13 protein-coding genes are annotated in these 13860 nt (G+C 71.1%); 9 read left to right on the top strand and 4 right to left on the bottom strand.

The window, feature by feature from the left end:
* Positions 1–34: 34 nt before the first annotated feature.
* Genes CCR87_RS03220 through CCR87_RS03210 form a run of 3 tightly spaced genes read right to left on the bottom strand, consistent with a single transcriptional unit; the run spans position 35 to position 2931 of the window.
* Positions 35–592, bottom strand: a complete 558-nt coding sequence (locus CCR87_RS03220; RefSeq protein WP_201156100.1) for a TRAP transporter small permease — start codon at positions 590–592, stop codon at positions 35–37.
* Between the two features lie 51 nt (positions 593–643).
* The gene (locus tag CCR87_RS03215; protein WP_201156098.1) at positions 644–1621 is read right to left on the bottom strand and encodes a TRAP transporter substrate-binding protein; all 978 of its coding nucleotides are present in this window, start codon (positions 1619–1621) and stop codon (positions 644–646) included.
* A gap of 26 nt (positions 1622–1647) precedes the next feature.
* Positions 1648–2931 carry a TRAP transporter large permease gene (locus tag CCR87_RS03210; protein WP_201156096.1) on the bottom strand — a complete coding sequence of 428 codons (1284 nt, stop codon included), beginning with the start codon at positions 2929–2931 and terminating at the stop codon, positions 1648–1650.
* A gap of 100 nt (positions 2932–3031) precedes the next feature.
* Here CCR87_RS03210 and CCR87_RS03205 point away from each other — a divergent pair, with 100 nt between their 5' ends.
* From CCR87_RS03205 to CCR87_RS03165, 9 genes are all read left to right on the top strand, one after another.
* Positions 3032–3937 carry a LysR family transcriptional regulator gene (locus CCR87_RS03205; RefSeq protein WP_201156094.1) on the top strand — a complete coding sequence of 302 codons (906 nt, stop codon included), beginning with the start codon at positions 3032–3034 and terminating at the stop codon, positions 3935–3937.
* A gap of 209 nt (positions 3938–4146) precedes the next feature.
* Positions 4147–4842: a FadR/GntR family transcriptional regulator gene (locus CCR87_RS17445; RefSeq protein ID WP_338048864.1), complete on the top strand. Its 696-nt coding sequence runs from the start codon at positions 4147–4149 to the stop codon at positions 4840–4842.
* Positions 4832–5869, top strand: coding sequence for an ABC transporter ATP-binding protein (locus tag CCR87_RS03195; protein ID WP_201156090.1), 1038 nt, complete (start codon positions 4832–4834; stop codon positions 5867–5869). Before CCR87_RS17445 ends, CCR87_RS03195 begins: the two co-directional genes overlap by 11 nt.
* Positions 5866–7011, top strand: coding sequence for an ABC transporter ATP-binding protein (locus CCR87_RS03190; RefSeq protein WP_201156088.1), 1146 nt, complete (start codon positions 5866–5868; stop codon positions 7009–7011). The genes CCR87_RS03195 and CCR87_RS03190 overlap by 4 nt, the downstream gene beginning before the upstream one ends.
* Positions 7008–8513, top strand: a complete 1506-nt coding sequence (locus CCR87_RS03185) for an ABC transporter substrate-binding protein (protein ID WP_201156086.1) — start codon at positions 7008–7010, stop codon at positions 8511–8513. Before CCR87_RS03190 ends, CCR87_RS03185 begins: the two co-directional genes overlap by 4 nt.
* 86 nt (positions 8514–8599) lie before the next feature.
* On the top strand, positions 8600–9547 hold the full coding sequence (locus CCR87_RS03180) for an ABC transporter permease (protein WP_201156084.1): 948 nt from the start codon (positions 8600–8602) through the stop codon (positions 9545–9547).
* On the top strand, positions 9544–10407 hold the full coding sequence (locus tag CCR87_RS03175; RefSeq protein ID WP_201156082.1) for an ABC transporter permease: 864 nt from the start codon (positions 9544–9546) through the stop codon (positions 10405–10407). The genes CCR87_RS03180 and CCR87_RS03175 overlap by 4 nt, the downstream gene beginning before the upstream one ends.
* Positions 10408–10420: 13 nt before the next feature.
* Entirely contained in the window at positions 10421–12205 is a 1785-nt protein-coding gene (locus CCR87_RS03170) for a gamma-glutamyltransferase family protein (protein WP_201156080.1), read from the top strand.
* Positions 12202–12957, top strand: coding sequence for a DUF1028 domain-containing protein (locus tag CCR87_RS03165; RefSeq protein ID WP_201156078.1), 756 nt, complete (start codon positions 12202–12204; stop codon positions 12955–12957). Before CCR87_RS03170 ends, CCR87_RS03165 begins: the two co-directional genes overlap by 4 nt.
* Positions 12958–13170: 213 nt before the next feature.
* Here CCR87_RS03165 and CCR87_RS03160 read toward each other — a convergent pair.
* A partial coding sequence (locus tag CCR87_RS03160; protein WP_201156076.1) for an ABC transporter permease occupies positions 13171–13860 on the bottom strand: 690 nt, incomplete at its 5' end.

Below are 13860 nucleotides of genomic sequence, written 5' to 3'. Positions count from 1 at the left end.
GCCTGCATGACCAGCCAGGGCGTCACCACCATCATCAACGGCAACTGCGGCTTCTCCATCGCGCCGCTGACGGCCACCGGGGCACTGCCCGCGCGGCCAGGTGGATCAGGATGAACACCGCCATCAGCGGCACCGCCACCGCCACCAGCACGGTGGAGAAGTCCATCGCCTCGGCGGTCATGCGCGAATGGCGCAACAGGAAGCTGCGCGCGGGGTTCATGCCGGGGCCGTAGAAGCTGTGCCACAGGATCGGCAGCAGATAGACCAGCACCACCAGCGCCTGCACCGCGCCGGTGGCGACGGCCAGGGCCGCGCCGCGCGCGGTGCCGGTGGCGGTTTTCGGGCCGTTGAACAGCGCGGGGTCGAAGCGGCGCTTGAACGACAGCGTGGCGCCCATCAGCCCGGCCCAGATCATGGCATAGCGCGCCGCCTCCTCGGTCCAGGCGGGCGGCGCGTTGAGGACGTAGCGCGCGATCACCTGGATCATCACCACCACGACCAGCACCACAAGGAACCCCATCGCCGCCCACCCCGCCAGCCGGTCGAGGCCGTTGGACAGCGCGATCACGCCGGTTCTGAGGTGGCGCAGCATGGGGGTGTCCTCCGGGGTGTCGGCCGGCCCCCGGGGGGGCCGGCACGCGGGTCAGTCGCGCACGGCGTCCAGCGCATCGAGGAACGCCTGCAGGTGGTCGGCCTCCATCACGTCGTCCCAGGTCGGGCGGGTGGCGGCGACCATGCGGTCGCGCTCACCCTCGGCCAGGTCGGACAGGGTGACGCCGGCGGCGCGGTGGCGATCCTCGACGATGGTGGACCAGTCGGCGATCCAGGCGCGGTTGGCGGCGATGCCGGCCTCCACCGCCGCGTCGATCTGGGCCTGTTCGTCGGCCGACAGCATGTCGTACCAGTCCTCGGACATCAGCACGATGCGGGTGGAGGGCGTGATGTTGGCCTGGGTGAAGTGGCGCAGGAACTCCGTATGCCCGGTGCGGATGGCCGAGTTCGGGGCGTTCAGATACCCGTCCGCCACGCCGGTCTGGATGGCGTTGGGCACCTCGGCCCAGGCGACGATGGTGCCCGAGGCCCCCAGCGCCTGGATATAGGCCAGCTGCTCGGCGTTCAGCGCGCGCAGGCGCAGGCCCTGCAGGTCCTCCATCGTGGTGACGGGGACCGAGGTGTTGTGGATCCCCAGCGGCATGCCGACAAAGGTGAAGCCCGCCAGCCGCACGCCGTTGGGCGACAGCGGCTCGTTCATCTGCGCCACCAGATCGGTCTCGGCCATCACGCGGTCGAATTCCTCGGGGCTTTCGAACAGGAACGGCAGGGCGATGCCGCGCATCATCGGGCTCATGCCATAGGGGGTGGAGGCGGTGGCGAGGTTGATCTCCAGCAACCCCTGCGCGACCTGGTCGAAGCGCTCCCGCTCGCTGCCCAGCGTGTCGGAGGGGAAGACCGAGACCTCGAAGCCGGTCCCCTCCAGCGCGGCGGCAAAGCCCGCGATGAAGGCGGCCTCGGCGTTGGTTTCGGGGTCGTTGACGCCGTTGAAGGCGATCTTGACCTCGGTGGCCATGGCGGATGTGGCGGCCAGCAGGGCGGCCAGGGTCATGGGCAGGAACGGTTTCATGGTGTCTCTCCCTTTGCGGTTTTCGATTATCGCAGCCCCAGCGCGCGCGGCAGCCACAGGCTGATCTCGGGCACGAAGGTCAGCAGGATCAGCACCCCCACCTCGGCCACGAAGAACGGCAGCGTCACCCGGATCAGCCGCCAGTAGTCGATGCGCACCACCGTCGCGAGGATCAGCAGCACGCCCCCCAGCGGCGGCGACAGCAGGCCGATGGTGATGTTGAAGCAGATCACGATGCCCAGGTGCACCGGGTCGATGCCCATGGCGATCGCCACCGGCACGAAGATCGGCGCGAACAGCGCCACCGCCGCCTTGACGTCCATCACCATGCCCGCCAGCAGGAACAGCACGTTGATCATCATCAGGTATTGCAGCGGCCCGACGCCCAGCCCCTCGATCCACCCGGCGATCGCCTGCGGCCACTGCATCAGCGCCGCCAGATAGCTGAAGGTGGAGATCGCGCACAGGATGATGAACAGCGCGCCCAGCAGAACGCCGGTGCGGTGCAGGCTGGCGCCGACCTCGCGAAATCCCAGCTGGCCGTAGCCGATGCCGATCACCAGCGCCGCGATGACCGCGACGGCGGCGGCCTCGGACGGGGTCATCACGCCGAACAGCGTGCCGCCCAGGATGATGACCGGCAGCGTCAGCGCCGGCAGCGCCCTGGCGAAGGACGGCAGAACGCGCGGCAGGTCCATGTCGCGGCCCCCCGGATGGTCGTCGCGCCAGGCATAGAACGCGTTCATCACCATCAGCGTGGCCGCCAGCAGCAGCCCCGGCACGATCCCGGCGGCAAACAGCGCCGCGACCGAGGTGTCCATCAGCGCGCCATAGAAGATCAGGATCGACGACGGCGGGATGATCGGCCCGATGATCGACGAGGCCCCCGTGATCGCCGCGGCATAGTCCAGCGAATAGCCCCGCCGCCGCATCTCGGGCACCAGCGCGTTGCCAAGCGCGGCGGCATCCGACACCGCCGACCCCGACACCCCGGCAAAGAACACGCTGGTCAGGATGTTCACATGCCCCAGCCCGCCCTTGAGCCGCCCCACCAGCGACATCGAGAAATCGATGAGCGCCCGCGCCAGCCCGCCGCGGTTCATCAGATCGCCCGCCAGGATGAACAGCGGCATCGCCAGGAACGCGAACACATCGAGCTGGCTGAACAGCCGCTGCGGCAGCACCGCCATGTAGCGCACATTGTCCGACAGCACGAACGTCAGCACCGCCGCCGCGCCGATGGCATAGGCGATGGCCGCGCCCGACAGCACCGCCAGCACCACAAAGCCCAGAACCACCGCGACCTGCATGCGCCCTCTTTCCCCGTTTGGGCGCCACCTTGGCGGCAAAGCCGGACGGGCGAAAGAAAAAGGATTTGTGACGCCCATAGCCTTTGGCTATGGGCACCGCATGGATACCCGCGCCATCACCCTGCAACGGCTGCAAGCGTTCTGCGCGGTGTATGAATGCGGCTCGGTCAGCGGGGCGGCGCGGGCGATGTCGGTGTCGCAGCCCACCGTGTCCAAGCACCTGCGCGACCTGGAGGCGGCGCTGGGGCTGGATCTGTTCACCCTGGAGCGCGGCCGCGTCGTCCCCACCGCCGAGGCCGACCGCCTGCATGCCGACAGCCGCTTCATCGGCGAGGGAATGCGCCGGCTGGGCGCCGCCGTGCGCGACCTGCGCAGCGGCGCGGGGCGGCGGCTGGCGGTGGGCTGCGTGGGGCTGCTGGCGCAACGGCATCTGCCGCGCGCGCTGGCGGCGGTGACGGCGGCCGCGCCCGAGCTGTCGGTGGAGGTGACGCTGCGCACCGCGCTGGAGCAGCTCTCGGCGCTGCGCGAGGGGCGCGCGGACATCGGGTTCTGTGCGGGGGCGGTAGCGGCGGCGGATCTGTGGACGACCCGGATCGGCACCGGGACGCTGGTGCTGGTGGTGCCGCGCGACCATCCGCTGGCGGCCGAGGCGCGGGTTCCGGTGGCGGCGGTGCGCGGCCTTGCGGACTGCATCGCGATGCCCGCCGACCGGCCGCTGGGCGCGCTGGTCCACCGGCTGCGCGATGGCGGGGCGCGGGCGCGCGGCGGGCTGATGTGCTATTCGCTGGAGGCGGTGCTGCCGCTGTGCGCGGCCACCGGGCGCCCGGCGGTGGTGGATTGCTTCACCGCAGCCCAGGTGGTGCCCGGCGGCGCGCTGGTGGTGCGTCCGCTGGAGCCCGCGCAACCCTTCGACGTGATCGCCCTGACGCGGCGCCCGCCGGACCGCAGCGGCATCACCGGGCGGCTGATCGCGGCGATGCGCGACAGCATGGCCGCGCCGGGCTGAGGGCGGACCAATCCCCGCGATGGGCCGCCGGCGGCACGATCGCCCATCAAATCGGCAATTTCATTACCAACATTTCGGCGTGGGACATTTTTTCTTGCCTTGGCGGGGGTGGCGTGTCACCAAACCGACTGAAATGGTCCGTAATGGTTCACATGCAGCCCCAGCAAGATCCCCCTGCGCCGCCCGCCGCCGACCGTCGCCCGCCGGTCGTGGCCAACGCCGACAACTCGTCGCTGGCGCTGGAGGCGCTGCGGGGGCTGTTGCGCGAGTTGCCGGCAGAGGGGGCGCACCGCCTGCCGACCGAACGCGCCCTGGCCGAGCGGCTGGGGATCTCGCGCCGGTCGGTGCGCCGCGCGCTGGAGGTGCTGGTGGCCGAGGGGCTGGTGTGGCGCCGGCAGGGCTCGGGCACCTATGCCGGGCCGCAGCCGGGGGGGGCGCCCACCCCCGCCCCCGGCCCGGTCGACCCGATGGAGGTGATGGAGGTCCGCCTGCGGCTGGAGCCGCAGATCGCGCAGCTTGCCGCCCTGCGCGCCCGCCCCGAGGCGATCGCCCGCATCACCGCGCTGGTCGACCGGCTGGACACCACCCAGGACGCCGACGAGCGCGAGCTGTGGGACAGCGCGCTGCACCGTGAAATCGCGCGCGCCACCGAAAACCGCATGTTCCTGGCGATCTTCGATGCGCTGGACGGGGCGCGGCGGGACGCGCGCTGGCGGGCGTTGCGCGAACGCGCGCGGGGGGCGGCGACGCTGGATCTGTACCAGGGCCAGCACCGCGCGATCCGCGACGCCATCGCCGCCCATGACCCGGTCGCGGCGGGTGACGCGATGCGCGCGCATATCCTTGCGCTGAACGAGACGCTTCTGCGCCAGACCTCGCTGGAGGCGTTGCCCGATGTCGAATGATGTCCTGACGGTCGAGGGGCTGCGGGTCCGCTTCCGCGGCCAGCCGGTGGACCTGATCGACGGGGTGTCGCTGTCGATCCCGGCGGGGCGCACGCTGTGTGTGGTGGGGGAATCGGGCTGCGGGAAATCCGTCACCTCGCTGGCGGTGATGGGGCTGTTGCCCAGGCGCAGCGCCACCGTCACCGCCGGGCGCATCCGGTTCCGCGGCCAGGATCTGCTGGGCCTGCCCGAGGCCGCGCTGGCCGATCTGCGCGGCAACAGCATGGCGATGATCTTTCAGGAGCCGATGACCTCCCTCAACCCCGTGTTCACCGTGGGCGAGCAGGTGGCCGAGGCCGTGCGCCGCCACACCGGATGCAGCGCGGCCGCCGCGCGCGACCGCGCGCTGGAGATGTTCCGCCGGGTGCGGATGCCGGCGGCCGAAAAGCGGCTGGACGAATATCCGCACCAGCTTTCGGGGGGGATGCGCCAGCGGGTGATGATCGCGATGGCGCTGGCCAACCGCCCGGCGCTGCTGATCGCGGATGAACCGACGACCGCGCTCGATGTCACGATCCAGGCGCAGATCCTGGAGCTGATGCGCGAGTTGCAGCGCGACATCGGCACGGCGCTGCTGATGATCACCCACGACCTGGGCGTGGTCGCGGAAATCGCCGATGACGTCGCGGTGATGTACGCCGGGCGCGTGGTGGAAAGCGGCCCGGTGGCGCAGATCTTCAACGCGCCGCAGCACCCCTATACGCTGGGGCTGATGGGCTCGATGCCGGCGATCGCGGGGCGCGCGGGGCGGTTGCTGACGATCCCCGGCGCGGTCCCGGTCCCCGAGGCGATGCCGCCGGGCTGCCGCTTTGCCAGCCGCTGCCCCTTTGCCATCCCCGCCTGCGACGCGCAGGTGCCGCCGCTGGTGCGCGGCCCGGACGGGCATGCGCATGCCTGCCTGCGTGCCCCGCTGGAGGATCACGTTGGCCAGGATCGCACCGGGGATGACCGCACCGGCCATGATCGCACCGGGCGAGGTGCCGCATGACCGACATCATCCTGGAGGCCCGCGACCTGCACCGCCGCTTCGTGACCGGCGGCGGGCTGTTGCAGCGCGCGACCACCATCCACGCGGTCGGCGGCGTGTCGCTGCGGATCCGGCGCGGCGAGACATTCGCCATCGTCGGCGAATCCGGCTGCGGGAAATCCACCCTGGCGCGGCTGCTGCTGCGCCTGATCGAGCCGTCCTCGGGGTCGGTGCACTATGACGGGCGCGACCTGACCGCCCTGCCCCCGCGCGACATGCGCGCGTTGCGCGCGCAGATGCAGTTCATCTTCCAGGACCCGTTTTCGTCGCTCAACCCCCGCATGACCGTCGACCGGATCGTGGGCGAGCCGCTGCGCCTGCACCTGGGGCTGTCGGGGGCGGCGCTGCGGGCGCGGGTGGCCGGGCTCTTGACCCGCGTGGGCCTGCGCCCCGAACACGCCGACCGTTACCCGCATGAATTCTCGGGCGGGCAGCGGCAGCGGATCTGCATCGCCCGCGCGCTGGCCTCGGGGCCGAAGCTGCTGGTGGGGGACGAGCCGGTGTCGGCGCTGGATGTCTCGGTGCAGGCGCAGATCGTGAACCTGCTGGAGGATCTGAAGGCCGATCTGGGGCTGACGCTGGTGGTGATCGCGCATGATCTGGCGGTGATCCGGCACATGGCCGACCGCGTGGCCGTGATGTACCTGGGCGAGATCGTGGAGATGGCCGCGACCGAGGATCTGTTCACCGCGCCCCGCCACCCCTACACCCGCGCGCTGTTGCGGGCGATCCCGATTCCCGCGCCCGGCGGGCGCATGTCTGGCCCCGCGCCCGGCGGGCGCATGGCTGATGCGGGGGGTGCGGAACCCGCAGGTGCGGTGCTGGGCGGCGACATCCCCTCGCCCGCGGCGCCGCCGCCGGGGTGCCGGTTCCACACCCGCTGCGCGCACGCGACCGCGCTGTGCGCCACCACGCCGCCGCCGCTGGCGGAGGTCACGCCGGGCACGCAGGTCGCCTGTCACCACTGGGCCGCCCTGCCGCCCGCGGCCGACGCCGCCCTGCGCGTTCCCGCCCGCAGCCCCGCCGCCGAGGCCCGCTTTGCCCTTTATCGCGCCGCCTCCGAGCGATCCCGAACGACCACCCACAGGGAGACTGCCCCATGACCACACGCACCCTTCTGGCCGCGCTGCTGGCGTCGGCCGCACTGGCGGGCCCGGCGATGGCCACCGACCTGCGCATCGGCCTGCAGGAGGACCCCGACGTCCTCGATACCGACCAGGCGCGCACCTTTGTCGGGCGCATCGTGTTCGAACAGCTGTGCGACAAGCTGGTGAACATCACCCCCGATCTGGATTTCGTGCCCGAGCTGGCGACGGGCTGGTCGTGGTCCGACGACGGGCTGCACCTGACGATGACGCTGCGCGACGACGCGGTGTTCCACGACGGCACGCCGTTCGATGCCGCCGCCGTGGTCGCCAACATCGAGCGGTCCAAGACCCTGCCCGAGAGCCGCCGCAAGTCCGAGCTGGCCTCGGTCGAGAGCGTGGCGGCCACCGGCGATCACGAGGTCGTCTTTACCCTGAGCGCCCCCGACGCGACCCTGCTGGCGCAGCTGTCGGACCGTGCGGGCATGATGCTGTCGCCCACCGCGGCGGCGGAGCTGGGCCTTGACCTCGCGACCGATCCGGTGTGCTCGGGCCCCTATCGCTTTGGCAGCCGGGTGCAGCAGGACCGCATCGTGCTGGAGCGGTTCGCCGACCACTACGACGCCGACAGCTACCACTTCGAGCGGCTGATCTTCCTGCCGATCCCCGACACCACCGTGCGTCTGGCCAACCTGCGCGCGGGCGATCTGGACATGCTGGAGCGGCTGGCGCCGTCGGACGTGGCGCAGGTGGAGGCCGACGCGGGGCTGCAGTTCGCATCCGCCGTCAGCCTCGGATATCAGGGGATCACGGTGAACCTGGCCAATGGCGCGCGGTCGGAAACGCCGTTCGGTCAGGATCCGCGGGTGCGCCAGGCGTTCTCGCTCGCGATCGACCGCGACATCATCAACCAGGTGGTGTTCGAGGGTGTGTTCCTGCCGGGCAACCAGCATGTGCCGTCGACCTCGCCGTGGTACGATGATCGCCACCCGGTGCCGGGCCGCGACATCGCCGCCGCCCGCGCGCTGCTGGATGCGGCCGGGGTGGACCGTCTGGCGGTGGAAATCCAGATGGCCAACAACCCGGTGCAGACCCAGCTGATGCAGGTGATCCAGGCCATGGTCGCCGAGGCCGGCTTCGACGTCAGCCTGCGCGCGACCGAGTTCGCATCGATGTTGCAGGCGCAGACGGCGGGCGATTACCAGGGCAGCCAGGTCGGCTGGTCGGGGCGCACCGATCCCGACGGCAACCTGCATGCGTTCGTGACCTGTGACGGCGGCCTCAACGACAGCCGTTTTTGCGACGCCGACGTGGACCGCCTGCTGGACGAGGCGCGCACCCTGCCCGACGCCGCCGCCCGGCGCGATGTCTATGCCCGGGCGAACGACATCCTGATGGAGGAGCTGCCGATCATCTACCTCTATCACCAGACCTGGCTGTGGGCGCTGCGTGACGGGATCACCGGGTTCACCCCCTATCCCGACGGCATGATCCGGCTGGCCGGCGTGCGGATGGAGTGACCCCGGACGGCGGGCGCCCCCCACCGGGGCGCCCGTCCCCTGCCCCTGCCGCCTGTCAAGGGCCCCCGTTGTCGAAGGCGTCTGCCATGCTGCCGTTCATCCTGCGCCGCATCCTGATCGCGATCCCGACGCTGCTGCTGGTGTCGGTGTTCGTGTTCATGCTGCAAAAGCTCCTGCCGGGCGATCCGGTCCTTGTCCTGGCCGGAGAGGAGCGCGATCCCGAGGTGCTGGCCTATCTGCGGGCGCAGTACCGGCTGGATGATCCGCTGATCGTGCAGTACCTCAACTGGCTGGGCAACGTGCTGCGCGGCGATCTGGGGATGAGCCTGCGCACCCGCCAGCCGGTCACCGCGCTGATCGCGGAAAAGCTGCCGGTCACCTTCCAGCTGGCGGTGATGGCAATGCTGTTCGCCATCGTGATCGGGATTCCGATGGGCATCCTGTCGGCGGTGAAAAAGGGCACATGGCTGGATTACATCGCCAACATCATCGCGCTGTCGGGGCTGTCGATCCCGAACTTCTGGCTGGGGATCCTGTTGATCCTGCTGGTGTCGGTGAACCTCGGCTGGTTGCCTGCCTCGGGGTACGAGCCGTTCTGGAGCGATCCCGTGCGATCCCTGCAGACGATGATCATGCCGGCCTTCGTGCTGGGCACGGCGCTGGCGGCGACGTTGATGCGGCACACGCGGTCGTCGATGCTGGGGGTGTTGCAGTCGGATTATGTGCGCACCGCGCGGGCCAAGGGCCTGCGCGAGCGTGTGGTGGTGATGAAGCATGCGTTTCGCAACGGGGTGCTGCCCATCGTCACCCTGTCGGCGCTGCTGTTCGGTGAATTGCTGGCGGGCGCGGTGCTGACGGAACAGATCTTCTCCATCCCCGGGTTCGGCAAGCTGATCGTGGATGCGGTGTTCAACCGCGATTACGCGGTGGTGCAGGGGGTGGTGCTGTGCACGGCCGTTGCCTTCATCGCGATGAACCTGCTGGCCGATGTGCTTTACGCGCTGCTCAACCCCCGCATGAGGATGACGTCATGACCGCGATTGACGCCCCCCTGCCCGCCCGCTCCCGCAGCCGCGCGTGGAAGAAGCTGCGCGCCAACCGCCCCGCGCTGGTGGGCGCGGTGGTGGTGGCGGTGTTCGTCCTTCTTGCGGTGGCCGCGCCGATCCTGCCCATCGCCAGCCCCACCGCGACCGACTGGGGCGCGATCCGCCAGCCCCCCTCCGCCGCACACTGGCTGGGCACGGACGAGATCGGGCGCGACATCCTGGCCCGGATGATCTGGGGCGCGCGCGCGTCGCTGATGGCGGGCGTGGTGTCGGTGGCGATTGCGGTGGCCATCGGCGTGCCGCTGGGGCTGGTGGCGGGGTATTTCGGTGGCTGGACCGACAGCGTGATCGCCCGCGCCACGGACGCGCTGCTGGCGATGCCGTTCCTGATCCTGGCGATCGCGCTGGCGGCGTTCCTGGGGCCGTCGCTGGGCAACGCGATGATCGCCATCGGGCTGTCGGCGGTGCCGATCTTCATCCGCCTGACGCGCGGTCAGGTGCTGTCGGTCCGCACCGAGGATTACGTCGAGGGCGCCCGCGCCATCGGGCTGGGGCATGTGGCGATCATGGCCGCCTATATCCTGCCCAACGTGATCCCGCCGATCCTGGTGCAGTCCACCCTGACCGTCGCCACCGCGATCATCGCCGAGGCGTCGCTGTCCTTCCTGGGCCTGGGCCAGCAGCCGCCCGCCCCGTCCTGGGGATCGATGCTGAACACCGCCAAGAACTTCATGTCCCAGGCGCCGTGGATGGCCGTCTGGCCGGGGATGGCGATCTTTCTGGTGGTGATGGGGTTCAACCTGATGGGCGACGGGCTGCGCGATGCGCTCGACCCGCGCGAACACTGACAAGGAGACCGCGATGACCTTCACCACCCGCCCCGAGATCAAGGGCCGCTTCGGCGTCGTCGCCACCACCCACTGGATCGCCTCGGCCGTGGGCATGGCGATGCTGGAGCGGGGCGGCAACGCGTTCGACGCCGCCGTCGCCTCGGGGCTGGCGTTGCAGGTGCTGGAGCCGCATCTGAACGGCCCCGGCGGCGACATGCCCGCGCTGGTGTACCGTGCCGACACCGGCACCACCTCGGTCATCTGCGGCCAGGGGCCGACCCCGGCGGGCGCCACGATCGACCGCTACCGCGCCGAGGGGCTGGAGGTCATCCCCGGCGACGGCTTGCTGGCCACCGTGATCCCCGGCGCCTGGGACGGCTGGATGGTGATGCTGCGCGACCACGGGCGGCTGTCGTTGCGCGACGTGCTGGAGCCCGCCATCCACTACGCCGAGGACGGCCACCCGATGCTGCCCCGCGTCGCGGCCACCATCGCGGGCCTGGCCGGGTTCTTCGAGACCGAATGGCCCACCTCGGCCGAGACCTGGATGCCCGGCGGCCGCCCGCCCGAGGCGTGGGAGAATTTCCGCAACCCCGCGCTGGCGAACACCTGGCGCCGCATCCTGGCCGAGGCCGAGGCCCACACCGACCGCGACGACCAGATCGAGGCCGCCCGCAACGCCTTCTATCGCGGTTTCGTGGCCGAGCAGATGGCCCAGTGGCTGGACGGGACCGAGGTGATGGACGCCTCCGGCACCCGCCACGGCGCGGTGCTGACGGCCGACGACATGGCCGGGTATTCGGCCACGACCGAGGACCCGCTGATCCACAGCTACCACGGCTGGCAGATCGCCAAATGCGGGCCGTGGACACAAGGCCCGGTGATGCTGCAGGCGCTGGCCCTGCTGGAGGGCACCGGCATCGCCGACATGGACCCGCTGGGCGCGGAGTTCATCCACATCGTGACCGAGGCCAAGAAGCTCGCCTATGCCGACCGGGAGGTGTATTACGGCGACCCCGACCACGCGGCGGTCCCGCTCGATGTGCTGCTCTCGCCCGCCTACAACGCCGAGCGGCGCAAGCTGCTGGGCGCGCGCGCGAGCCTCGATCTGAACCCCGGCACCGTGCCGGGCTATGAGGACCTGCGCGCCCGCACGCTGGCGCTGCTGGAGGCGTGCAGCCCCACCGACGGCCCGGTCTACGAGCCGACCATGGCGCATCTGTCGGAGAAACGCGGCGACACCGTCCACATCGACGTGATCGACGCCGAGGGGAACATGGTCTCCACCACGCCGTCGGGGGGGTGGCTGCAATCCTCTCCGGTCATTCCGGGGCTGGGGTTCGCGCTGAACACCCGCGCGCAGATGTTCTGGCTGCACGAGGGGCTGCCGACCTCGCTCGCGCCCGGGCGGCGGCCGCGCACGACGCTGACGCCGTCGATGGCGTTCGGCCCGGACGGGGCGCGGATGGCCTTCGGCACGCCGGGCGGCGACCAGCAGGACCAGTGGCAGCTGATCTTCCTGCTGCGCACCCTGCATTCCGGCCGCAACCTGCAGGAGGTGCTGGACATGCCGCTGTTCCATTCCACCCATTTCCCGGCGTCGTTCTATCCCCGCGCGCGCCAGCCCGGCGGCATGCTGATCGAGGCCAGCGTGGGCGACACCGTTCTGGCCGACCTGCGCGCGCGCGGGCATGACCTGACGGTGTCGGACCCCTGGACCATCGGGCGGCTGACGGCGGCGCGCCGCGATGCGGACGGGCTGTTGCGGGCGGCGGCGACGCCGCGGATGATGCAGGCCTATGCGGTGGGTCGGTGACATTCTCCATCGTCGCGCGGGACGCGGCCACCGGGCATCTGGGCGTGGCGGTGGCCAGCCGGTTCTTTGCCGTGGGTGCGGTGGTGCCGCATCTGCGCGGGGCCGTGGGGGCGGTCGCGACCCAGGCCTTCGTCAGCCCGCTGTGGGGGGTGGAGGCGCTGCGCCTGCTGGCCGAGGGCTGCGCGCCGGACGCGATCATCGCCCGGCTGACGGCGATGGACGACGGCCACCCGCAACGCCAGTTGCATCTGGTGAATGCGGCGGGTGTGGCGGCGGCCCACACCGGCGCGGACTGCGTGCCGTGGTGCGGGCATGTCGTGGGCGATGGCGTCTCGGTCGCCGGCAACATGCTGGCGGGGCCGCAGGTGCTGGAGGCGATGCTCGCCGCCTATGACGCGGGCGCCGACCTGCCGCTGGCCGAGCGTCTGCTGGCTGCCCTGCAGGCCGGCGAGGATGCGGGCGGCGACAGGCGCGGTCGGCAGTCGGCGTCCCTCACGATCTGCCGCGATCAGGACTGGCCGTGGCTCGACATCCGCGCCGACGACGACGACGACCCGCTGGCCGAACTGCGCCGCCTGCATGCGGTGGCGCAGGAGCGCTACCTGCCGATGACCGAGGCGATGCCGACCCGCCAGAACCCCCACGGCACGCCCGACCGCGCCTCCGTCGACGCCCGCATCGCCGCGCTGGAGGCCGCGCGGGGCGGGCACACGGCCTCGCGCATGGTCCCGAGGCCGCAACGGGTTCCCTGACCGTCGCGGGCCGCCGTCTGTGCCCGCCGTCTGTTGCCGCCGTCTCAGGTCCTCTTCTCTGACCCTCGTCCGTGGCCCCTGCTCAGGCCCCCGTCTCGGTCTCCCGGCTCGGGAGGGGGCGGCGGCCCGCCCCGCCCTCTGCGGCAGGCCGCGGCGGCGGTCGGATCGCCACGGCGCGGGCCGGTCGTCGCGGTCGGGCCGATCGGCCCCGGATCACCCTCGGGTCGGGGCGGGGCGGTGAAAGATGTCGACCTCCACCGGCGCGGCGCCGTCGAAGCGCAGCCGCTGGCCGCCCTCGACCGTGCCGCCCAGCCGCCAGAACGAGGCGCCCGCATCGCCGTCGATCAGGTGGTGCACCGCATCCATCGCCCCCGGCGGCACCGGCCCCGAGGCCCTGGCCGCCATGATCGCGGCCTGGGCGGCGACGAACTGACTGCGTGTCAGGGTCGAGATGAACAGCCCCATGCCAAGCGCGTTCGCCATGAAGACGGCGGACGTCAGGATCAATAGACCCAACGACCCACGCAACGGCACCTCGAACAGCCAGACCGCCATGGCGACCGAGAGCGCCATGCCGCCCATACCAAGCACGAAATAGGGCAGCAGCTTGCCCAGCACGACCTCGCCGGGCCGCACGGGCGTGGCAAACAGCGCTTCCATCGTCCCGCGCTCCCACTCCCGCGCCATCACCAGCGCGGTCAGCAGCGCACCGATCAACGTCATGATGATCGCGACCAATCCGGGCACGATGAAGTCGCGGCTATCGACGCCCGGATTGTACCAGACGCGGCTTTGCAGCCGGAGCGTGCTTTTCGGCTCCGCGGGGTCTTCCAGCCGGCGCTGGCGCAGCCAGTTCTCCCAAGCGCCTTGCAGATAGCCCTGGAGAATGCGCCCACGGTTCGG

This window comes from Rhodobaculum claviforme (assembly GCF_016653255.1).
In the GTDB taxonomy this organism is placed as follows: domain Bacteria; phylum Pseudomonadota; class Alphaproteobacteria; order Rhodobacterales; family Rhodobacteraceae; genus Rhodobaculum; species Rhodobaculum claviforme.
Note: the sequence above shows the minus strand (reverse complement) of the source record. Positions and strands in the feature narration are given on the sequence as shown.